The 21,976-nt window shown below is 65.7% G+C and carries 15 protein-coding genes; 7 read left to right on the top strand and 8 right to left on the bottom strand.

Annotated elements, in window-relative coordinates:
• Positions 1–99 precede the first annotated feature (99 nt).
• A complete protein-coding gene (locus ACFP3H_RS01285; protein WP_378598287.1) occupies positions 100–915 on the top strand; it encodes an S-methyl-5'-thioadenosine phosphorylase in 816 nt (271 codons plus the stop codon).
• A 1-nt stretch (position 916) separates the two neighbouring features.
• Here the strand turns inward: ACFP3H_RS01285 and ACFP3H_RS01280 are convergent, their stop codons facing one another.
• Positions 917–1,867, bottom strand: a complete 951-nt coding sequence (locus ACFP3H_RS01280) for a GAF domain-containing protein (RefSeq protein WP_378598285.1) — start codon at positions 1,865–1,867, stop codon at positions 917–919.
• Between the two features lie 103 nt (positions 1,868–1,970).
• On the opposite strand from ACFP3H_RS01280, the gene ACFP3H_RS01275 reads away from it, so the two are divergent.
• A complete protein-coding gene (locus ACFP3H_RS01275; RefSeq protein ID WP_378598283.1) occupies positions 1,971–2,531 on the top strand; it encodes an NADPH-dependent FMN reductase in 561 nt (186 codons plus the stop codon).
• Here the strand turns inward: ACFP3H_RS01275 and eccE are convergent.
• Complete coding sequence (gene eccE, locus ACFP3H_RS01270; RefSeq protein WP_378598281.1) at positions 2,528–4,174, bottom strand: type VII secretion protein EccE; 1,647 nt, start codon at positions 4,172–4,174, stop codon at positions 2,528–2,530. The genes ACFP3H_RS01275 and eccE overlap by 4 nt on opposite strands.
• 112 nt (positions 4,175–4,286) lie before the next feature.
• Between eccE and eccB the strand changes: the two genes are divergently transcribed.
• Positions 4,287–5,765, top strand: coding sequence for a type VII secretion protein EccB (gene eccB / locus ACFP3H_RS01265; protein WP_378598279.1), 1,479 nt, complete (start codon positions 4,287–4,289; stop codon positions 5,763–5,765).
• 67 nt (positions 5,766–5,832) lie between these two features.
• On the opposite strand, the gene mycP is transcribed toward eccB, so the two are convergent.
• A complete protein-coding gene (gene mycP, locus ACFP3H_RS01260; RefSeq protein WP_378598277.1) occupies positions 5,833–7,218 on the bottom strand; it encodes a type VII secretion-associated serine protease mycosin in 1,386 nt (461 codons plus the stop codon).
• Positions 7,219–7,247: 29 nt separating this feature from the next.
• Entirely contained in the window at positions 7,248–8,639 is a 1,392-nt protein-coding gene (eccD, locus tag ACFP3H_RS01255) for a type VII secretion integral membrane protein EccD (protein WP_378598275.1), read from the bottom strand.
• Positions 8,640–8,900: 261 nt separating this feature from the next.
• On the opposite strand from eccD, the gene eccCa reads away from it, so the two are divergent.
• The 4 genes from eccCa (at position 8,901) to ACFP3H_RS01235 (ending at position 16,039) form a co-directional block, all read left to right on the top strand.
• Positions 8,901–12,938 (top strand): type VII secretion protein EccCa, encoded by a 4,038-nt coding sequence (gene eccCa, locus ACFP3H_RS01250; protein WP_378598273.1) that lies wholly within the window; start codon positions 8,901–8,903, stop codon positions 12,936–12,938.
• Positions 12,935–14,368, top strand: coding sequence for a type VII secretion-associated protein (locus ACFP3H_RS01245; RefSeq protein WP_378598271.1), 1,434 nt, complete (start codon positions 12,935–12,937; stop codon positions 14,366–14,368). Before eccCa ends, ACFP3H_RS01245 begins: the two co-directional genes overlap by 4 nt.
• Before the next feature lie 1,017 nt (positions 14,369–15,385).
• Entirely contained in the window at positions 15,386–15,718 is a 333-nt protein-coding gene (locus ACFP3H_RS01240; protein ID WP_378598269.1) for a WXG100 family type VII secretion target, read from the top strand.
• Between the two features lie 33 nt (positions 15,719–15,751).
• Positions 15,752–16,039 carry a WXG100 family type VII secretion target gene (locus ACFP3H_RS01235; protein ID WP_378598267.1) on the top strand — a complete coding sequence of 96 codons (288 nt, stop codon included), beginning with the start codon at positions 15,752–15,754 and terminating at the stop codon, positions 16,037–16,039.
• A 106-nt stretch (positions 16,040–16,145) separates the two neighbouring features.
• Here the strand turns inward: ACFP3H_RS01235 and ACFP3H_RS01230 are convergent, their stop codons facing one another.
• The 4 genes from ACFP3H_RS01230 to ACFP3H_RS01215 all read right to left on the bottom strand — a co-directional run bounded on the left by ACFP3H_RS01230 (position 16,146) and on the right by ACFP3H_RS01215 (position 21,959).
• On the bottom strand, positions 16,146–17,309 hold the full coding sequence (locus tag ACFP3H_RS01230; RefSeq protein WP_378598265.1) for a DUF7373 family lipoprotein: 1,164 nt from the start codon (positions 17,307–17,309) through the stop codon (positions 16,146–16,148).
• Positions 17,310–17,451: 142 nt separating this feature from the next.
• On the bottom strand, positions 17,452–18,588 hold the full coding sequence (locus ACFP3H_RS01225; RefSeq protein WP_378598263.1) for a DUF7373 family lipoprotein: 1,137 nt from the start codon (positions 18,586–18,588) through the stop codon (positions 17,452–17,454).
• Between the two features lie 141 nt (positions 18,589–18,729).
• Positions 18,730–20,286 (bottom strand): serine/threonine-protein kinase, encoded by a 1,557-nt coding sequence (locus ACFP3H_RS01220; protein ID WP_378598261.1) that lies wholly within the window; start codon positions 20,284–20,286, stop codon positions 18,730–18,732.
• 83 nt (positions 20,287–20,369) lie between these two features.
• Complete coding sequence (locus ACFP3H_RS01215) at positions 20,370–21,959, bottom strand: serine/threonine-protein kinase (RefSeq protein ID WP_378598259.1); 1,590 nt, start codon at positions 21,957–21,959, stop codon at positions 20,370–20,372.
• Between the last annotated feature and the right edge of the window lie 17 nt (positions 21,960–21,976).

Below are 21,976 nucleotides of genomic sequence, written 5' to 3'. Positions count from 1 at the left end.
GGCGAACTAATACCCCCCTAGGGTACAGTTTCGCGGCGGAATTGTCAGATGGGCAGCCCGGTGCCACGCGCGAGGCGCCAGGACGGAAGAATCGGCGCCATGAGTTCGCTTCCCCGCCCCGCGCTCGCCGTCATCGGCGGCAGCGGTTTCTACGATTTCTTCGACAACGACGCTACCCACGTCGAGGTCGACACGCCCTACGGCAAGCCGAGCGCGCCGGTCGCGATCGGCGAGGTCGACGGGCGCGCGGTGGCCTTCCTGCCGCGCCACGGCAAACAGCACGAGTTCGCCCCGCACACCCTGCCCTACCAGGCGAACATGTGGGCGCTGCGGTCGCTGGGCGTGCGGCGGGTGTTCGCGCCGTGCGCGGTCGGCAGCCTGCGCGCCGACTGGGGGCCGGGCACCGTGGCGGTGCCGGATCAGCTGGTCGACCGCACCTCGGGGCGTCCGCAGACCTACTTCGACGGTGGCGGCGTGCACGTCTCCTTCGCCGACCCCTACTGCGAGGACCTGCGCGGCGCGGCGGTGCGGGCAGGCGCGTCGGAGACCGGGTTGCGCGTCGAGGACTCCGGCACGATGGTCGTCGTGCAGGGCCCGCGCTTCTCCACCCGCGCGGAGAGCCGCTGGTTCGCCGGACAGGGCTGGGACCTGGTGAACATGACCGGCCACCCCGAAGCCGTCCTGGCTCGCGAACTCGAAATGTGCTACGCCGCAGTCGCTCTCATCACCGACCTGGACGCGGGCCTGGAGGAGGGCGACGGTGTGCACGCGGTGGACGTGTTCGCCGAGTTCAAGAAGAACCTCGGCCCGTTCAAGGAACTGCTGCGCCGCGCGGTGACCGAGGTGGCGGGCACCGACACGTGCGAGCGCTGCCGCGTGCACGTCGGGGTGTCGCTGCCGTTCGAACTGCCGTGAATCACGGTGCGGTGACCTGTAATTGAGCGAGTACGAACAGCGGCACCGCACTGCTGCCCGGCAGTGGTGAGACCTCGACATCGACGGTGAGCCACCCGCCGCACTCGGTTGCCAGCCGCAACCCCGGCAGTTCCGCGCGCGCGGCGCCGGTCAGCATCTCGGCGCGTAAGGCGGCGAGCGCGGCTCGGTCGTCGGGGTGGGGCAGGGTGCGCTCGTCGGTTCCGCGCCAGCGCAGGCCCGGCATCGGTTCGGTGATCCACCGGACCAGCCGGCCCTGCGCGGTGTCGAGGATGACCAGGTACAGGCCCGGCTGGGACTCGCGCACCAGGTCCAGCGTCGTCGCCTCGAACGATTTCGGTTGCGGGGCAACGCTGTCGGTGACATCCACGGCCACCCCGCGCCAGGCGAACCGCTGTTCGGCTGTCCCGTTGCGGGCGGCGAGCAACACCGAGCGCGGGCCGGTCCGCGCGGTAGCCACGCCCGACCAGCGGCTGTCGGGTTCCGAGCGATGCAGCGCCGCAACGAATTCCAGCGCGTGATCGAAACGCTCGATCCGCTGGAACCATTCGACGCCGCTGTACTCGACCGGCCCGCCGTCCGCCGATCGGCTGCTCACGGTGCGGGTTCGCGCGTCGATCAGGAACGGGGAGACGGACAGCTCGTCGGCCGGATCATCCGGGCCCACCCACACCTTCACCGCATGCGTGTCCGCATCCGGCCAGACCACCGGCGAGGCTCGAAACCGTAACTGCGACCACGGATTCCGTGACTTCGGCAGGGCCTGCTCGACCGGTGCGCGGGTCTGGTGCGCGGCCGCGACCAGCGTGCGCAGCCGGGCCGGAATCGCGCGCTGATACGACGCCCACTCGCGTGGAGTCGTGCCCGCGGTCAGCATCGACCAGCTCTCCGGCCCGCCCAATGTCTCCACGAGTTGCCACTGTCCGATGATCACGCGACCCCCTTCGCACCTGGAGACAGCCTATGTCAGCGTCCTATCGTGCCTGATCCGGCGAGCGTCGCACGGCCAGGCGTCCCGTTGTCGATAAGCTCGCGCCATGAACGCACCACTGCGGTTGGAGATCCTCGTCGCCAGTGCCCGTCCCGAGCGCTTCGCGGACGTGCCCGCGGGCTGGTTGGTCACCGCGCTGCGTGAGCGGCCCGATTTCGAAGTGGGCGTGCTCGACCTGCGCGACTGGTCGCTGCCCACCGACCTCACCGACACCCCCGAGGTCGAGGACTACCGGTCGAGGTTGGCCGCGGCGGACGCGTTCATCGCCGTCACCTCCGAGTACAACCACGGCTACCCGGCCTCGCTGAAAACCGCCCTCGACAGCGCCAAACGCGAATGGCGGGCCAAGCCCATCGGATTCGTGTCCTACGGCGGTCTGTCGGGTGGGTTGCGCGCGGTCGAGCAGTTGCGTCAGGTGGTGGCCGAACTGCACATGGTGTCGGTGCGCGAATCGGTCAGTTTCGCCCAGGCCAAGCGCCGCTTCGACAAGAACGGCATGACCAACGACGACGCCGCCATCGATGCCTGCGACCGGATGCTGAACCAATTGGCCTGGTGGGGAACGACATTGCGGGCCGCCCGCACGGTGGAACCCTATCCAGGCTAGGCGTAGCTCATCGAGCGCTGCTGGCCGCGCGGCTGCCCGATGTAGGTGGCCTCGCGCGGAATCGACACCAGCGTGAGGTTCACCCTCGTCGTGCCCGTGCGCAGCACCACCCGGTTGCCGATCGCGCCGGGCTGGAAGATCTCCAGGTCGGGGCGCGAGGCGGGCCACCCGTTCGGGTCGCCGGTGAGGTAGATGGTGGTGACGCCGGCGTGCGGGGCGGGGGCGAGCACGCCGTCGACGACCGTGGCGGTGAAACCCGCGTCGGACTGGTGGGTTTCGACCGCGATGGTCAGGCGCTCCGGGTTGCCAACGGTGGTCACCAACTGCTCCCACGCCTGCGCGCGGTCGGTGCGGACCAGCACGCGCTCGCCGACGGCCAACGCGCGGAACACCAACTGCTGCGCCAGATACAGCTCACCGGCGACATACACCGTGGAGATACCGGCGCCGATGATCCTGGTGGCCACGCCGTTGCCCTCGTCGTCGGAGCCGAGCAGCTGCCCGCAGCCCGAGGACGGCAGGTGCAGCGCGCCGATGACCTCGATCGGGTACTCGGTGGTCGGGATCGTGTCGTCGACGCCCGGCACCGCGATCGGCAGGTGCGCCAGCAGGGCGTCGCGATGACGGCCGCGCATCGACACCATGCCCTTGGACTTGGCCTTCTCCGGCACCTCGCGCGCGGTCAAACGCCAAGCGGCGCCGACATTCACGGACTCGGCGTCGCTGCCGGGACGCAACCGCACCGCCACCGTGGTGCCGCGCGAGGGCGCCACCCACAGCTGCGCGAGCAGATCCGAACCCAACTGCTTGGGGTCGACCGCCGCGCCCACATTGACCGCGTTGCCGATCTCGGCGTACTTCCAGCGCTGGCTCAGCGTGCGCGGATCCAGCCCGGCGGTGATCTGCTGCACGGCCTTGCGGATCTCGGGCGCGGTGAGGATGCGCGCGTTGCAATCGGCGTCTTCCAGGGTGCGCATGATGCGCTGGGTCGCGATGGTCACCGCGCGCGAGGCGCCGTCGGCACCGCCACCGCGGCGGGCCGTCGCGTCCGGGCAGGCCACCGCGTCGAAGCTGATCGCCAACCAGACGGTGCGGTGCGCGGTCGCGGGCAGCGGGCCGAGCAGCGATTCGTAGATCGCGCCCGCGGGAGTGCCCGCGCGACTGCGGTGGCCGTGGCTGATGATGTCGATCCCGCTGAGCAGGATGTCGTGCTGATTGAGGCAGGCGGCGAGTTCGGGCAGCGGCAGCAGGTGCGAGGCGTGCACGGCGGTGCGCGCGATGCGGGTGAGCCCACCCTTGGGCGGCAGCACCTCGACCACGGTGACCACGCGCGAGCCGTCCCAGTACAGGCCGAGCGAACGGCCGTCGGTGTCGCGGAAGTCGACGGTGTCGCCGAGGGTGTACTCGCGCTTGCCGAGATACCGGCGAATGGTGGCGATCCAATCCAGGATCGTGCGCTTGCCGATCGGGATCAGCGGCACCAGGGCCACGCCGACACCGATGGCCAGCGAGGGCCACGGTCCGAGCCCACAGACCAGCGCGATGACGCCCGCGATCAAGCCGAGGACCTGTGCGGTGATCAGGTGCGGCAGTGTGATCCGTCCGAACAGCGGGCGCGGTCCGGCACCGGTGAACTCAGCCATTCGTTCCTCCCCCAGTACCCGATTGTCGATCGACCGATGGCCGAATGCGAACAACTGTTGCCGGGAACTGTACTGTGTTGCCCGGACGAGAGCACTGTTCGGGGGAGGAACCATGCCTTCAAAACCCACAACGCGCTGGCAGGTCAGCGGATACCGCTTCCTGGTGCGGCGAATGGAGCACGCCCTGGTGCGCCGGGACGTGCGAATGTTGCACGATCCCATGCGCGCGCAGACCCGGGCCTATGTGGTCGGTCTCGTGCTCGGCCTGGTGGTCCTGGCCGGTTGCGGCATCCTCGCGCTGCTGCGCCCGCAGGACAAGATCGGCGACAGCAAGATCCTGATCGCCAAGGAATCCGGCGGCGTGTACGTCGTGGTCGACAATGTGGTGCATCCCGCGCTGAATCTGGCCTCGGCCCGGTTGGCGGCCGGTGAGGCGTCCAAGGCGGCGATCGTCAAGGAGTCCGAGCTCGGCAAGAAGCCGCGCGGTCAGCTCATCGGCATCCCCGGCGCCCCGTCGTCGATCCTCTACGACAAGGTCGGCAAGGGTCGGGCGTGGACGGTGTGCGATCGGCTCAAGGCCGACGGCAGCGCCGATCTGACCACCTCGGTCCTGGCCGGTGACCCGGATCTGGGCGCCAAGGCCTCGCCGCTCGAGCAGGGCGAGGCGATGCTGGTCAAGGGCAAGGATTCGGTCTACCTGGTCTACGACGGCAAGCGCGCCCGCGTGAAGATGGACGACCCGGCCGCGATTCAGGCGCTCGGCATCGGCGGGGTCGCACCGCGGCCGATCAGCGAGGGCTTGCTCAACGCGATCCCGGAGACGCTGCCGCTGATCACCCCGACGATCGTCAATGCCGGTGGCACACCGTCTTACAACGTGAGCGGGCACAAGATCGCCGATGTGGTGCAGGTCTTCAACGAGTCGAACCAGAACTACGTGGTGTTGCAGGACGGACTCCAGCCGATCTCGATGCTGACCGCCCAGATCATCCGCAACTTCTATCCGACGGTCATGAACGGCACCACCATCCAGTCCACCGACCGCACCTTCGCGCCGTCGGTGCAGACGCTGAAGGTGCAGGACTACCCGGCCGATCGTCCGACGCTGATCACCGCCAAGGACCAGCCCGTCAGTTGCATGTCGTGGAAGCCGATCGCCGGCGCCACCGACAACGACGACGCCACCGCGCGCGCAGAGCTGAGCCTGCTCTCCGGCATCGACCTGCCGATCCCGGACAAGGCCAAGCTGGTCGACCTCGCCCAGGCCGACGGCGCGGGCCCCAACGCCGACACCGTCTACATCCCGCCCGCCTCGGGCGCCTACGTGCAGTCCACCGGCATCGAACCCAACAGCCGGCGCAAGGACAGCCTGTTCTACATCGCCGACACCGGGGTCCGCTTCGGCATCAAGAACGCCGACGCGGTCAAGGCCCTCGGCCTCGAATCGGTGAAGCCCGAACCCGCACCCTGGCCGATCGTCGGCCTGCTCGCGGGCGGCCCCACGATGGGCAGGGAAGAAGCCATGGTCGCCCACGACGGCATCGCCCCCGACCCCTCCCCGGCCAAACAGCTTGTCGCCGAGGTGAAGTAGACCCACACAGGCAGCGGGCCCGTCGAGAACTTCTCGGCGGGCCCGCTGCTTTGTGCTGACTACCTACTCAGAGATCGTCGATCGTCATGCCGAACTTGCGGCGGATGGGGAACGAGGCGAGGAAGCCGAGGGTGAGGATCAGGGCGATGGCGCCGGAGCCGATCAGGGCCACGTTGCGGGCGGTGTTGTCCGGGGGCGGCGGCGGGGCGGGGACGGCGAGTTGCACGCTGCGGGCCGGGCTGGCCTGCTTGGGCGGGAGTTCCCTCGGCACCTCGTTGGTCAGTGCGGCGACCGGGTCGACCGCGCCGTAGCCGATATAGGGATTCCAGCCCTCGGCCGGTGCGTGCGCGGTGGCCTGGAGCCGTTCGATGACCTGCTTGGCGGTCAGCTCGGGGAACCGGTCACGCACCAGGGCGGCGACACCGGCGACATAGGGCGAGGCGAAACTCGTTCCGCTGTAAGCCATGTACTTGCCCTGGTTGTCGTACTTGCCGTCGGAGATGCCGGTGGTCCTGGCGTCGAGGGAGGTGATGTTCTCACCGGGCGCGGCGATGCCGACCCACGGGCCGGGCACCGTGAACGACGACGGCGCGCCGTTGCTGTTGATCGAACCGACCGAGAGCACGTACTCGTCGTACCAGGCGGGGTTCACATAGGTGCGGATCGTGCTCCACAGGTCCTGCGCCGGCTTCAACGGGTCGGGCCCGGGATTGCCGGACTTGCAGGCGTTGTCGGAGTTGCCCGCCGAGGTCACGATGACCACGTCCTTCTCCACCGCCGCGTAACGCACCGCCGCGCCGAGCGCGCCGAACGCGGCTTCGCCGGCCGGGGAGTTGTTGTTGCAGGCCACCAGCGAAATGTTGATCACCCTGGCGCCGAAGTCGGCCGCCCGTCGGATCGCGCTGGCCAGCGAGGACACCTTGCCGTAGCCGTCGGGGAAGTCCTCGGGCGACTTGTTGCGGCCCGCGCCCTCGGCCTGATAGAGCGAACTGGTCTGGCGAATGCTGAGAATGCGCGCCTCGGGGGCGACCCCGGAGAAACCCTCGCCGTCGACCCTGGTCGCGCCGATGATGCCCGCCACCACGGTGCCGTGCACGTCGCAGTCCTCGGTGCCGTCGCCACCGGCGGCCACGTAGTCGCCGCCCGCCCACAGATCCGGCAGCCGCGGGTGCTGCTGCACCCCGGTATCGATCACCGCGACGAGTTGTCCGGCGCCACGGGAGAACTGCCACGCGCGATCCAGATCGAGCGAACGCTGACTGGCCGGGATCACCGCGGCCGACGTGCTCGCCTGCGTGCGGAAGCACAACCCGTTGGTGCCGCTGCCGCGCTCGGTCTTGTCCGGCGGCGCCGCGGGATCACCCGCGGGCAACAGGCCGGGATCGATCGCGGGTGGCCGATCGGCGAAAGCTGTTCCGCTCACCCCGAATCCGGCGTTCAGACCGACGACCATGGCAACGGCCGTCAGTCGAAGGCCGAGCCTCACAGCCCGCGAACCAGCGAGTAGAGATTGGCGACCCAGAACACCAGCGGCAGCACCGCGGCGACGAACGCGTACTCGAGCAACTCGACCGCTCGACGCATCGGCGGTGTGGCCGACTGCTTCGGCAGGATCAACCCCATCACCAGCGCCGAGATCAGCATCACCAGCGCGGCGCCGAAAACGACCAGCGGCTGGCGCATCTCGAGCGCCACACCCACCAGCATGATCAACACGATCGACGAACCGCCCGCGATCAACACGATCGCCTGCTCGGCGCCCGCGTAGGTGCGGCTGCGGAACATCAGCACCACCGCGCACACCAGCGCCAGCGAGATGCCGGGCCAGTAGGGGTCGTCGGAGCCGGCGTCGGTGGCCAGCAGCGCGCCGATCACGGTGACCAGGGTGGTCGCGCTGACCAGTCCGGCCAGGTAGTGGCGGGCCCGTTCCGACCGCGCGCGCAGGGCGTCCAGCGTCGGCAGCGCGCGGTGATCGTCGGGGTCGTCCTCGGTGGGATCGATCGGGGTGCCGGGGGAGGGGACCGGCGGCAACGGCAACTTGGCCAGCAGCATCGAAATACGCGGCGAGAGCGACAGACCCGCCAGGCCGAGCGCGGCGACCACGGCGCCGATCGCCTTGACCGGCTGATCGGTGAGCAACCCGACCAGGGCCGCCGGCACCGCGAACACCGACACCGTCGCCGTCCCGATGAACAACGCCAAACCCACGCCGGTGACCCGCCACGCGAGCACCGCGATCGCCCCGAGTAAGGAGAAGCCGAGCAGCAGATGGGCCGCGCCGTAATGGTCGGGAACCAGCAGCAGACCGCCGGTCAACGCCGTCGGCAGCGCGCAGCCCGCGAGCACCAGCGCGGCCGAGGCGTCGTGGTACATGCGGCTCAGGATCGTGCCCGCGACCACGCACAGGATCGAGACGAACAGCGCCAGCGAGCCCGACACCCAGAACGGCAGCGCGTCCGGCGCGGCCAACAGACCGAAACAGCCGACCAGCATGGTGATCGCGGCGAGCACCGAACCGGTGATCCGCGCGGACTTCGGCGTCCAGCTGCGGTAGTGCTCGGCGTCGGCGATCGCGACGTTGTACATGATGTCGTCGAACAGGGGAGTGGGCGCGGTGTGCGAGGCGCTCTCGAGCATCAGCAACTCGCCGTCGCGCACGCCGTGTTCGCCCAGGCTCAGCGAGTTCGAGAACGGCGGGTGGCCGATGCGGGCCAGCACCCACTCGGCGGGCTCGAAGCGCTCGCCGTCGTTGTCGAAGTCGTTGGAGCGACTGTGGTTGGCGACCATGTCGACCACGCTGGGGATGACGAGCGCGACCGGCACATCCACCGGAATCGCCATGTCTACCTGCGTGTGCTTGGCCAGGATGGTCACCCGGGCAAGGTCCGGCGCGCGTACGATGCCGCGGGCGGAGTCCTCTTCCACATGATCGAGTCGCGCGTGCGTCAAAACTCCCCCAGTTCCGTCTCTACCTCGTGTTTCCGCTCGACCGCTTCGACGATCGACAGTTTGCGGAACTCACCGTTCGGACAGCAGAATGCCTGACGAACCATACGACATGTCGGCCGCGACCTCTACACTGAGCCCGTTCGCGACGACAGACAGCGAGTAGTCAAGCAGGGGGAGTCTTCGACCATGAGCACAGTCAGGTTCCAGCGCCGTGCCCGGCGCGAGATGCCACGCACCCCGGGCGGCGAGGTCACGCTGCAGCCGCCGCCGGAGATCCCGCGGATCACCCCGGGCAGCCTGCTGATGAAGCTGATGCCCGTCGTCATGGTGGTCGGCATGGTCGGCATGATGGCGCTGATGTTCACCCAGGGCAGCGGCATGCTGTCCAACCCGATGTCGATGATGTTCCCGATGATGATGATCATGTCGATGGTCACCATGTTCGGCCAGGGTGGCGGCAAGGGCGCCAAGGCCGCCGAGGCCAACGAGGATCGTAAGGACTACCTGCGCTACCTCGATCAGGTCCGCAAAGATGTCGACGAGACCGCCAAACAGCAGCGCGCCGCCGTCGAGTGGTCCCACCCCGAGCCCGGCCTGATCTGGATGCTCGCGGGCACCAGCCGCATGTGGGAACGCCGCTCCGGCGACAAGGACTTCTGCCACGCGCGCATCGGCCTCGGCGGCCAGCGCCTGGCAACGAGACTGGTGGCCCCCGAGACCGGCCCGGTCGAAGAGCTGGAGCCCATCGCCGCGGTCTCGCTGCGCCGCTTCGTGCGCGCGCACTCCACGGTCCCCGACCTGCCCACCGCCATCGCGGTGAAGGGTTTCGGCACCGTCGCCCTCGACGGCGACCGCGCCCAGGCGCGCGACATGACGCGCGCGATGTTGTTGCAGCTGTGCATGTTCCAGGCCCCCGACCAGGTGCTCGTCGCCGTGGTCTGCGGCCCCGACACCGCGCGCGAGTGGGAGTGGACCAAGTGGCTCCCGCACACCCAGCACCCCGATTCCCAGGACGGCGTCGGCACCCAGCGCATGTTCTACGGTTCCATCCGCGAGGCGATGAGCGGGCTGCACCCGCTGCTCGGCAACCGGGTGCGCTACTCGCGTAACCAGCCGAACAACCCGAACATGGTGCACGTGGTGATCGTGGTCGACGGTGGCCTGCTCGAGGCCGAGGACGACCAGCTGCGCGAGTCCGGGTACGAGGGCGTCACCATCATCGACCTGTGCAATTACGCACCGCGCCTTGCGGTTTCGCGCGGCATCAAGATGGTCGTCGAAGACGGCGAGTGCCTCGGTCGCGGCGCCACCGGCAACCAGGAGCGCTTCGCCACCATCGACCGCGTCAGCGCCGAACAGGCGCAGCAGCTGGCCCGTCGTCTAGCCCCCTACCGCGCGGCCACCCAGCGCAGCAGCGATGTCGAGACCGACGACTCCGAGGTCATCTCCACCTGGTCGCAGCTGATGAACCTCGGCGACATCGGCGGCTTCAACCCCGCCAGCGCCTGGCGCCCCCGCTACGGCCGCGAACGCCTGCGCGTGCCCTTCGGCATCGGCGCCGACGGCGCGCCGGTGGAACTCGACATCAAGGAAGCCGCCGAGAACGGCATGGGCCCGCACGGCCTGTGCATCGGCGCCACCGGCTCCGGTAAGTCCGAATTCCTGCGCACCCTGGTGCTCAGTCTGCTCGCCACCCACTCGCCCGACCAGCTCAACCTGGTCCTGGTCGACTTCAAGGGTGGCGCCACCTTCCTCGGCCTCGACGGCGTCCCGCACGTCGCCGCCGTCATCACCAACCTCGAGGACGAAGCCGACCTCGTCGACCGTATGAAAGACGCGTTGGCCGGCGAGATGAACCGCCGCCAGGAAGTCCTGCGCCAGGCGGGCAACTTCGCCAACGTCTCCGAATACGAGAAGGCCCGCGCCGCCGGCGCCGACCTCGACCCGCTGCCCGCGCTGTTCGTCGTGCTCGACGAGTTCTCCGAACTGCTCACCCAGCACCCCGACTTCGCCGAACTGTTCGTGATGATCGGCCGCCTCGGCCGCTCACTGCAGGTCCACCTCCTGCTCGCCTCCCAGCGGCTAGAAGAAGGCAAGCTCAAGGGCCTGGAATCACACCTGTCCTACCGCATCGGCCTGAAAACCTTCTCCGCCAACGAATCCCGCCAGGTCCTCGGCGTCCCCGACGCCTACAACCTGCCCAGCACCCCCGGCGGCGGCTACCTCAAGTCCGACTCCGGCGAGATCCAACGCTTCCAAGCCTCCTACGTCTCCGGCCCCTACGTCGGCGGCGGCTCGGCCCGCGAGGTCACCAGCGCCGGCATCGTCGGCGGCGAAATCGACATCAACGCCCGCCCTTTCAGCGCCAACCACATCGGCTTCCGCGCCTCCGACCGCGTCCCCCTGCCGGTCCAGCCGGAGTTCGAACCGGAGCCGATCGGCGACGAGAACGAACAGATGTCGAATTTGAACATGCTGGTCTCGCGGATTCAGGGGCATGGGCGGCCCGCGCATGAGATCTGGTTGCCGCCGTTGGATGACGCGCCGACCATGGACCAGCTCCTGCCGCGCTCGATCCTCACCGGCGAGTACGCCGCGATCGCCACCCTGCGCGCCCCGATGGGCATCGTCGACCGCCCCTACGACCAGCGTCGTGACCCGTTCGTGGTCGACCTGTCGGGTTCCCGAGGCAACGTCGCGATCGTCGGCGGTCCGCAGTCGGGCAAGTCCACCGCGCTGCGCTCGCTGATCATGGCGATGGCCCTGACTCACACCGCCGAGCAGGTGCAGTTCTACTGCCTCGACTTCGGTGGCGGCACGCTGACCAGCCTGCTCGGTCTGCCCCACGTCGGTTCGGTGGCCAGCCGCCTCGACGAGGACCAGGTCCGCCGCACTGTCGCCGAGATGACCACGATCGTGCGCACCCGCGAGGCGAAGTTCCGCCAGCTCGGCATCGAGTCGATGGTCGAATTCCGTCGACTTCGCTCGACCGACCCCGCCTCCAGTCCCGCCGCCACGGGGGCGCACGATGACCCGTTCGGTGATGTGTTCCTCGTGATCGATGGGTACGGGTCGATCCGACAGGACTTCGACGCGCTCGAGCAGACGATCATGAACCTTGCGGTGCAGGGTCTTTCGTATGGCGTGCACGTGGTAATCGCGCTCAATCGCTGGGCCGAAGCCCGGCCGGCGCTCAAGGACCAGATCGGCACCCGCATCGAGCTGCGCCTCGGCGACCCGATGGATTCCGACCTGGGACGCAAGTTCGCATCGCTGGTTCCGCAGGGCCGTCCCGGTCGCGGTATGACCGCCGAATGCCTGCACATGCTCACCGCGCTGCCGCGGATCGACGGTTCCTCGGACCCGTCGAACCTGGGCCAGGCGGTATCGAGCGCGGTCGAGACGATCGGCCGGATGACACCGGGTCGTCCCGCACCGCAGGTCCGCATGCTGCCCGACCAGCTGCCCCGCGACCAGCTGCTGTACCTGGCGGGCAACTGGCCCTCGCGCGTGGATCCCTCGACGAAGTGCCTGCGCATCCCGATCGGCATCAACGAGGCCGAGCTCGCCCCGATCTACATCGATTTCGCGGAGAGCCCGCACTTCATCATCATCGGTGACTCCGAATCCGGTAAGACCACGCTGTTGCGCTCGATCATCGAGGGCATCGCCGCGTCCAACACCCCGAACGAGGCCCGCTTCATCGTCGGTGACTACCGCCGCACGATGCTGGGCATCATCCCCGAGGGGTACCAGGCCGGATACGGTTCCACCGCACCACAATTCACCAAGAACATGGCCGACCTCGCCGCCTACGTGGCCAAGCGAACCCCCGGCCCCGAGGTGACGCCGCAGCAGCTGCGTGAGCGGTCGTGGTGGACCGGGCCCGAACTCTATGTGATCGTCGACGACTACGACCTGGTCGCGACTTCGTCGGGCAACCCCGTCGCCGCGCTCGTAGAGCATCTGCCGCACGCCCGCGACCTCGGCTTCCACCTCATCATCGCCCGCCGCTCCGGTGGCGCCAGCCGCGCCATGTACGAGGCCACGTTGGCGCGGATGAAGGACCTGGGATCGGCCGCGCTGGTGATGAGCTGCAACAAGGACGAAGGAGTCATGGTCGGTACCACCCGACCCGGACCCAAGCCGCCCGGTCGCGGAACGTTCGTCACCCGCAACAGCGAGGGCCTGGTCCAGACCGCCTGGATGCCGCAAGCGGAATGACGGCCGTCGAACTCGTTGTCAGCGAAGCCAAGGTGTGGGCGCGCGGTGCCACCACACACTGGGACGTCGTGCCGTCGGTCGTGTTGGGCAGTAACGGTTTCGACCTCGTCGTCGGTGAGCCACTGAACCCGCCCGCCCAGGCAGTGTCAGTGGTGCAGTACCTCGGCGCCGGCGTGATCGCGCTACCGCCGCGGATGCCGACGGTCGGTCAGGCATTGTCCGCGGTGCTCGGTGCCGTCGTGGACGAGCTACGCGTTGCCGTGCCGTGTGAGCGCATGGTCGTGGTGCACCCGACCTGGTGGGGTCAACCCGAGCTGGACCTGTTCGCTTCTGCCGCTGCGCGATTCACGCACGAGGTCGTGTTCGAGGCGTGTGCGTTGCGAGCCTCTGCCGTCGACGTCGCCACCACGCGCAGTCGCCGCACCGTACTCATCGAATTCGGCACGCTGTCGACGTCCGTGTCGTCGGTCAGCTACGCCACGACCGGCACCTATGTCGAATCCGTCGAGGTCGATCCCGATCTCTGCGCAGCCGAACTCGACACCGAAGCAGGCACTGCCCGCCTCGAAGCCCTGCTGGTTCGTCTTCTCGACGGCCGGCTGGTCGACGTGGTCCAGGTCTTCGGCACCACCGACCCCGCCGTGCTTGACACGGTGAACGCCGTCGTCGACCGTGTCGGCGGCGCAAAGGTACCCGTGACCCCACTCGCCGGTACCGACCTGTCCCGTCCCGTCCGCCGGGCCCCTGCCTACACGCCGAACATCCCACCCGCCGCCGAGTGGATGCAGCCCCTGCGCGATCGCGCCGCAGCCACCAACCCCGTCGACCGCCGCCCGCTCTACTTCGGTGCAGCGGCTCTGGCCGCAGTGGTCGCCGCGGTGGCGATCGGCGGCTTCTTCCTTTTCGGCTCCGGTGACCAAGAGGCGACCGCCGCCGTCGCGTCCACCCCCACGGCTCCGACAACGACCAGCCAAGCACCCCAGCCGCCGTCGTTGAAGCCGAAGCCGAGGCCCGCCACCGAAACCCTCGGTCGCGTAGTCATCGAAATCCCCGCGGGCTGGCACCCCAGTACCGCCACGGAAACCCGCGTCGACCTCGTCCCCGACGATGCCACCCGCCACCGCATCACCATCACCCAGAAGCCTGTCACCCCCGGCACGGGCTACAGCGAGGTCGCCGCCGACCTCACTGCCCAGATAGCCAAGAAACCCGCGGGCACCGTCACTCCGGTCCGGCGAGACGTAGTCTTCGCCGGCCGACCCGGACTCGCCTACGAAGAACACCCCACCGACGGATCAACGGTTCGCTGGCATGTTCTGGTCGAACGCGGAGTTCAGGTGAGTGTGGGGTGCCAGTACGCGGGGGATGAGTGGGACGGGGTGGTGTCCGCGTGTGAACAGGTGGTCGGAGCGGTTCGCGTAGGACTCTGAACCGCTTCGCCGAGGAGCGCGCGGTAACCAGCAGCTTCGCGACCGGGTTCCCCGATTCACCGGGAACACACTGGTTCTTCGTGAAGTCGAGGCCCTGCTCGACCACGGAGGGCGAAGTACCTACAAGCGCTCCACCAATCCGACCGAGCTGATTTCGGACTGCTCGCTGAGCTGTTCGCTCGCAGCGTGATCGACAACCTGCACCCGGTTCGTCGTACCCGGCACAGCCGGACCACGTCGACTGGTGTCGCTGCCGTCGCTGGCGTCCGGCGAGATCAGCTACGCGGGACTTCGCCGAACCGCCATGCGGGCGCGGATGGATACTCACCAAGGGGCGGAGGCATGTGGCGGTCGACGCGGGCGGCGTTCGACGAGTATCTGGCAAATCGGTACTGCCGCAAGGGCGCTGGATCCTGATCGGAACCACACAGCTTTGCTGCGCAGCTCGGTCGAGGCGAGGCGTCACTCGAGTAGGACGGTGTACTGAACAGTTCCGGCATCGGTCTGCTGTATCAGAATTACCCCGCCGCAGAGTCGCTGCGAGGTCTGGACCATGGGTCCGAGCTGTTCAATCGGTAGGCGGTGGCAGGCGCGTCGTGTGAGGGACGTTGCGTGACCGCTGACTTCGGCGACGGTAGCCATCCAGGCATGTGGTTCGAAGTGCCGCCGCGCTGTGGCATCCGCCAGAGGCGTAGCGGCGCAAGTGGGGATTCGGCTATGGTGACCTCGTTGGCTCGTGCTGGATGGAGCTGGACACACGCCAGGGGAGTAGTGGGGGGAGATCTGAACGACGTGGACAACGTCAAGTTCGAGGCCGCTTCGGTTGGCCCCGCATGTGCCCCTGACCAGGTGATCCTGTCTTCGATACGCACTGACTACGTGCTGACAACGGGGGCTACCGTGATCGTGCGCCAAGGTTTTTTCGAATCGATGGAACCGATCGGGCACCGGGCGCGTCCAACTATATGAACGAGGCCAAACCGAACCGCGACGTTGGCCGTGAGCAGGGAGCAAGCAATGACGACTACCAACTTCAGTGCAGAAATCGATGGCCTCGATTCAGAGGTCGCGCGGTTTGTCCAGCGCCATGACCAGATCGCGCAGGCGATCAAGGGGCTCAAGGACCGTGAGGAGATCATCACCAACGGCTCCAACTGGCAGGGTGCGGCCCGAAACGCGTTCACGCAGTTCATGGATAGGTACTACTTCCAGGCCGACAAGATGAACGATCAGCTGATCCAGACTTCCGAGAACCTGCGGAAGATGAGCGGAACTCTGACCGATCACGACCAGGCATTCTCCTCGCAGGTCAATGCTCAGGTCTCCAGCCTCGACCTCCCCGCAATCTAAAGCTCAGATCTCGCGAACCGAAGGGAAATTTTCATGTCAAGTGTGATCTCTGCCAACTTTGACGGTGTCGAAGAAGGCGCCCGCCAGCTTATTGCTGACGCGGAGCGTCTTGCCGCTGACCTCAATGACTTCCATAAGCAGGTCGACGCGTTCTTCCAGGCACAGGGCGGTCAGGCGAAGGAAGCCGTCATTGCCTACCAGGCCACCTGGAACCAGCATGCTCAGCAGCTGAACGAGACCCTTCAGGGGGCTGGTCGCCTGGTGAGCACGGGCAACTCTGAGCTGCAGGACAAGGACAAGGCACTCGCCGGCCTGTTCTGACATCTAGGCTCTTCGAGCCCCTGCGTATCGTACGCAGGGGCTCGAATCATTTCAGGACTGGCGATCGCAACAGCGAAAACCCCAGCAGATCGCGCTGTCCACGTCGTCACTGAGCTTGACTGTTGGCTAATAGGGCATATTGGGCTGCCGCTCGTTGATGTGCATCGCTAATCTGGTCGGACTCAACCACTGCGACGTAGTTTCGATATTGCACCGCACAGAGGAATCGCTTGCGCTCCCCGGTGTCACTGAATTTATCGTTTAGGCGGGTATCGGTATTCTTTGCGCAAGTGACATCTGGCAGCTGTTGTGGCGAGTCGGCAGCCTCCGAGCTGGGGACAAGTAGATTTATTATCTTGTCCCGCAGCGTTTTAGCTGATTCTGCGTCGCGTGTTCTCGTCAGCTCCGTACCCCATGACCTTGAGAACCGGTCGGCTCCGACCTCGGAATATAGGGCATCGTTGAGTTGCTGTGCCCGATTCGCTTGATAGTAACCGTTTTTATCGAGCGTGAAGTATTCTCCATCGGTAGGCCCATCGAATTGCTTGGGGTTCAATGCTCTTCGGAGCATTCCGTCAGGATCCTGCGGAAGTCGTAGTATGTCGACGGGAGACAAAGCCGGTAGCTTTTCGAGTAACGCTATTTGGGTGGCGTAGGTTTTTTCTGCGAGAGTGATCAATTGTGCTTCTTCGTCCCCGCGCACTCCGATATGGATGTAGATTACATACCTGCCATGTGCCAAGGTCGATCCGAGTGTCGGAATCCCTGGCCTCCGGTGGCTGTTCGACTGAGGAAAATTTGGGAGGGTGAGGGCTTTATTTTCACTTGCGGCAACTGCGAAGTCTGCATCTGACATTTCCTTCGCAGTACGTTCGGCTGTCGCTTCGTCTGCGAACTGCAGAACTGTAATTCCGATAAATCTAGGATTGAGACGCTTGCGTTGAACCTCGGTGAGCGAATCGTCGGCGGCTCGATTCGAATTTATTGAGAATTCTGATTCGCTACTGCTGCCACTCGCCCACCCGTAGAGCATTTTGCTATTTTCTAACACTGCCCGAGTTGCTTTGCTGAGATATATCGTAGCGGTGCTCGGCGATGTCAAAGAATTGCCCACACCGTATCTCAGATCGGGATCTATTTCGGTACCCAATGCAATGTTTCCCGCGAGCCGATTTGCGGCCAGTAACTGCGATGACAACATGCTTGGGGTGTACTCGTAGACGGTGTCGATCGGCTCCGTCGGGTACTTGCCGACATCGAGTGTGCGCACGTCCAATTCCCCTGGTACTTCATTTCCTTCGACTGTCTCGGCCCCGCATGCGACAGCAACGACCGTGACAGCTAAGAAAATGCAGGTCCGCACGATTCGAGTAAACATGAATCCCCTTGATTATGAATATATAAGTCGGGTGTCACTGGCCGTTGACGAGGAGGGCGTACTGTGCGGAAATTCGCTGATAGGCATCATCGAGTTGATTCGCCGATATGTCTGCAGCATACCGGTCGAAATTTACGCTGCAGTAGTAGCGCATCCTGGATCTAGTCGTCGGATTCTTCAGCTCGTAACATTTTGCGACCGGAAGTGCGGGTGGTGAATCGACTTTTCGATAGAATTTTGTGAAGGTTGCGTGTTGGTTCGTTACCGTTTCGGCTGCTTCCGCATCCTTCGCCCGATACAGGTAGCCTCCATTGAACGCCACGAGGTCGACCCCCGCAGTTTCGAACAGAGTTCGATCGAGTTCCGGGCTGCGCGATATTTGCAGCCCGCCTTCCCGATCGTATACGCCTGGAATTGTGAGGCCTGGCTGGCGGTCATTGATGGCGGGGACTGCACGGGCAAGCATTCCATCCCAGTCGGGTGACGTTGTGTCTCGCTTCGGGGCTGGAACCGGCGTGAATCCTGATATCTTGTCAGGAATTTTGGACAGGCTCTTGGACACGAGGTCCATCATTCCGGCGAGGTCTGTTTGTGACAGTTCGCCGCTCAGTCGATCCCAGACCGTGGTGAAGATGACGAATCTTCCCGTGGTGTACCACGACCACAAAGTCGGTCGATCTGGCTTCCAATAAGCGCGGGCGGCCGGGAAGTCCGTCACAGAAAGAGTGGTCTTTTCCGGGTCCGCTGCGAGTTCTGAATCGACAATCGCAGTCATCGCCGTCGATGCAGATGCGTCGCTGTCAAATATCAGAATCCGGTTTTCCAGTGAAATGGACAGCGAGTACCGTGCATCAGAGTTGGCCACGCTGTTGAATCCGGAAATAAATCCAGCCAAAGCGGCCTTGTGTGGTTCGAGATCTGATCCGACCCACGACCCCATAGACTGGTGATCTATGGATGTGATAATCCTGGGCTGAATGGATGAATAGTGTTTCATTCGAGGATCGATATCCATGGGCTGGGGAACGAGATTCGCAAGCCTTTGGGCTTGAACTGCGCGACCATGAGACTCATCGCTAGGTTTCGTCAACGGCTCCGGTACGCCGGAGTAATTTCCCAGTTCGAGTTTGCTGAGTTCTATCTTTGGTTCCGGATCTTGAGTCGCTGTCACGGCGGGCTCGGTGCCACACGCAGTCGTCATTAGCAGGCCGATAGCGATGGCAGTAGAGGTGATAACTCGTGCAGAAGTATCGGCTTGGCGCCGAAGTCGTAGATGTAGCGTCAACACATCCCCCTCGAATGGAATTCAGAACTAGCGGATCTTGGACTTCAGGATGGGAACCAACTGGTCGACAAGTACGCGCTCGGAGTCCGGGGACCAATTTCTCATCGCGGCGACCGTTGTCGGCGCATCGACGGGAATCACCACTGCCCGCGAGCTGGTGATCTGGTATGGAAGGCCCAGTAGTCCACCGCCACCGGCCTTTTCGTCACTGCGGAAGACCACGACGTAGCTTCCGTCTGCTGCTTCCAATGAGCCGTAGACGTCGTTGACCGCTTTGGGTGAGGACTCACCCTCGGTGTCGGTGTACTCGAAGTTGTAGACGAATCCGAGTTGTTCGATGAACTTGGACTGCGGAGAGCCGGTCAGGTATACGTCGAAGCCCTTAGGCTGGGTGACGTCGACCAGGGTGATCGTCTTGCCCTGGAATGCCGGGTTGTCTTTGCGCGCCTGTTCGAGGGGGGTCAGTGGCGCGGTTCCGGCTGCGGGAGCGCTCGAGCCTGGCGCGGCAGAGCTCGGATTGTCCGCGCCGGTCAACGCGAATACGCCGATACCGGCTACCAGGGCGGTCGCGACGACGGCTGCGCCGCCGATCAGTACCGTACGCCGGGGCTTGCGGGCCTGGCTCGGGTCGGATGCGGCGATACCGGGGAACGCCGCTGTGATCCGTGGATCGGTGTGCTCGCGTGGCTGCATCACCTGGACCGGATAGGTCGGGGACGTGTAATGCCCGGTGGGATTGGATCCCGGCATCAGTGCGTTGGCTGCCGCGTCGGTGAACTCGCGGCAGGTGGCGAATCGTTCGGCGGGGTTCTTGGCCATGGCGCGGGCGAAGACGTGGTCGATCGCGGGCGGAAGTCCGGCCCGGACGGTGGTGGCCTGAGGCGGTGGCTGATGGAGGTGTCCCATCATCACCATGGCGGGTTGCGCAGCGGGGTAAGGGTTCTGGGCCGTCAGGAGTTTGAAGAAGGCGCAGGCGAGGCTGTAGATATCGGCGCGATGGTCGAGGGATGCGCCACTGAGTTGCTCAGGTGGTGCGTAGGCGATGGTGGCGAGAAAGCTGCCGGTCTGTGTGAGTTCGGTGGCGTCGTCGGTGGACTTCGCCACGCCGAAATCGGTGAGCAGAACCCGCTCTTCGTCGCCGTCGGTGCTCGACAGCAGGAAGTTGGCGGGTTTCACATCGCGGTGGAGCAGGCCGCGACGGTGTGCGTAGTCCAAGCCTTTGCCGACTTCGGTTGTGATCCGCAGCGCGCGCAACGGCGTCATCGCGTGTGGATCACGAGCGAGTTCTGCTGCCGCGTCGGTACCTTCGACGTACTGCATGGCGATCCACAGCTGGTCGTGTTCGTCGCCGCGGTTGTAGACCGACACGATGTTGGGGTGATCGAGGCCCGCAGCCAAGTTGGCTTCGCGTTCGAAGCGGGCCCGGAACTCCGGATCACGACTCAGTTCGGCGCTGAGAACCTTCAGCGCGTCCATCCGGGGCAGGCTGGGATGTTTGCCGAGGTAGACAGTGCCCATGCCGCCCGCGCCGAGGATTCGTTGGATGAGGTATCCACCAACGACGGTTCCGGGATTCAACGCCATGCTCGTCTAACTCCTGATTCGACATAGGACGGAGCCGCCGTCAGCAGGTCCCGCACATACTGCAGCGATCCCATCGGGTGCGCCTAGGTCACGGTTTTGGCGATGGTCGGGACGAGAGTCTCGACCAGGCGCTGCGGTGATTGGTCGGTCCAGACCTGAAAGGGTTGAATCGTATTGAGGTCATCGACGACTACGAGCTTGGCGGAGCCGAACATCAACGAGGAGGGGAGTCCGCGCAATCCGCCGTTGCCCGCTTCGTTGTCGGTTCGGAGAATGATGACCACCTCGGAGTCGAAATCCGATGACGACGCATTGAGCGAGACCGAGCGTGGTCCGGTCTCGCTCCCGACCGCCTTGTACTTCGGGGAGTAGCGGAACCCGATGTCCTGCAAGAAATCTGCCTGCGGACTCCCACTGAGGTATACGGCCAGCGAGGATCCGGTGTAGTTCACCGCGGTGACGGTCTTGTTGTCGAACTGCGGGTGCTGTTTTCTGACATCAGCCATCAGGCTCTTATCGCCCGTGGTCGCGGCGTCGGACGGCCTGGTGAGAAAATATGTCGCCGAGCCGACGGCGACAGCGAGAACGACGGCGAGAATCGTGGGTACCAGAATCCGTCGACGTTTGGGTCGGCCGCCATTGGCTCGGCGCAGAGTATCGACAATGTTCTGATCGGTGTTGGCCACCGGCGGCGCGAAAGTCTGCGGCGGGGAATAGTTTCCGTGAATGTCGGTGGGAGCGGTCCGGTACGAACCCCCGGTGTGATAGGCCGCCTGTGTCGGGTAACGCGGGTCCGTCGAGTGGGGACCGGGCGCCTGATGGGAGGTGCCGAGCAGGGCGGCTTCCGCGTCGCGGGTGAACTCTCTGCAGGTGTTGTACCGGTCGGCCGGGTCCTTCGCCATCGCTCGGGCGATGACGCGATCGATAGCCGGTGGTAGATCTGGGCGAATAGCCGTCACCCGAGGTGGCGGTTCGTGGAGGTGTCCCATCATCACGACCGCGGGCACGGTGGACGGATAAGGATTCTGACCGGTGAGGAGTTTGAAGAACGCGCAGCCGAGGCTGTAGATATCGGCGCGGTGGTCCAGTCGAGTCGCGACCAGCTGCTCCGGCGGCGCGTAGGCGACCGTGGCCATGAAGCTTCCGGTCGCGGTGAGGTCTTGGCTGTCCTCCGCGGATTTGGCGACACCGAAATCGGTGAGCAGCACGCGTTCCTCTTCGCCGGGATCCTCTGCCTTCGCGAGCAGGAAGTTGGCCGGCTTCACATCGCGGTGCAGCAACCCGCGTCGGTGCGCGTGATCGAGGCCCTTACCGACCTCGGTCACGATCCGCAGCGCGCGGGCGGGCGTCATGACCGCGGGACCCTTCTTCGCCTCATCGCTGGCATCGATGCCGTCGATGTACTGCATGGCGATCCAGAGTTGGCCGTCCTCCTCGCCGCGGTTGTACACCGCGACGATATTCGGGTGGTCCAGACCGGCCGCGAGATTGGCTTCGCGCTCGAACCGGGCGCGGAACTCCGCGTCGGTCGACAGATCGGCGCTGAGCACCTTCAGCGCGTCGGTTCGGGGCAGGATGGGGTTCTGGGCGAGGTAGACGGTGCCCATGCCTCCGCTGCCGAGCACGTTCAGCACTCGGTATCCACCGACAATCGCGCCGGGCCGCAACGCCATTGGGTCCTCCTCCTCGT

Source organism: Nocardia lasii, assembly GCF_042658545.1.
Lineage (GTDB): Bacteria > Actinomycetota > Actinomycetes > Mycobacteriales > Mycobacteriaceae > Nocardia > Nocardia lasii.
Note: the sequence above shows the minus strand (reverse complement) of the source record. Positions and strands in the feature narration are given on the sequence as shown.

Coding starts and splice junctions, on each gene's coding strand:
- ACFP3H_RS01285 (WP_378598287.1), top strand. CDS start 100: ATGAGTTCGCTTCCCCGCCCCGCGCTCGCCGTCATCGGCGGCAGCGGT.
- ACFP3H_RS01275 (WP_378598283.1), top strand. CDS start 1,971: ATGAACGCACCACTGCGGTTGGAGATCCTCGTCGCCAGTGCCCGTCCC.
- eccE (WP_378598281.1), bottom strand. CDS start 4,174: ATGGCTGAGTTCACCGGTGCCGGACCGCGCCCGCTGTTCGGACGGATC.
- eccB (WP_378598279.1), top strand. CDS start 4,287: ATGCCTTCAAAACCCACAACGCGCTGGCAGGTCAGCGGATACCGCTTC.
- mycP (WP_378598277.1), bottom strand. CDS start 7,218: ATGGTCGTCGGTCTGAACGCCGGATTCGGGGTGAGCGGAACAGCTTTC.
- eccCa (WP_378598273.1), top strand. CDS start 8,901: ATGAGCACAGTCAGGTTCCAGCGCCGTGCCCGGCGCGAGATGCCACGC.
- ACFP3H_RS01245 (WP_378598271.1), top strand. CDS start 12,935: ATGACGGCCGTCGAACTCGTTGTCAGCGAAGCCAAGGTGTGGGCGCGC.
- ACFP3H_RS01240 (WP_378598269.1), top strand. CDS start 15,386: ATGACGACTACCAACTTCAGTGCAGAAATCGATGGCCTCGATTCAGAG.
- ACFP3H_RS01235 (WP_378598267.1), top strand. CDS start 15,752: ATGTCAAGTGTGATCTCTGCCAACTTTGACGGTGTCGAAGAAGGCGCC.
- ACFP3H_RS01220 (WP_378598261.1), bottom strand. CDS start 20,286: ATGGCGTTGAATCCCGGAACCGTCGTTGGTGGATACCTCATCCAACGA.
- ACFP3H_RS01215 (WP_378598259.1), bottom strand. CDS start 21,959: ATGGCGTTGCGGCCCGGCGCGATTGTCGGTGGATACCGAGTGCTGAAC.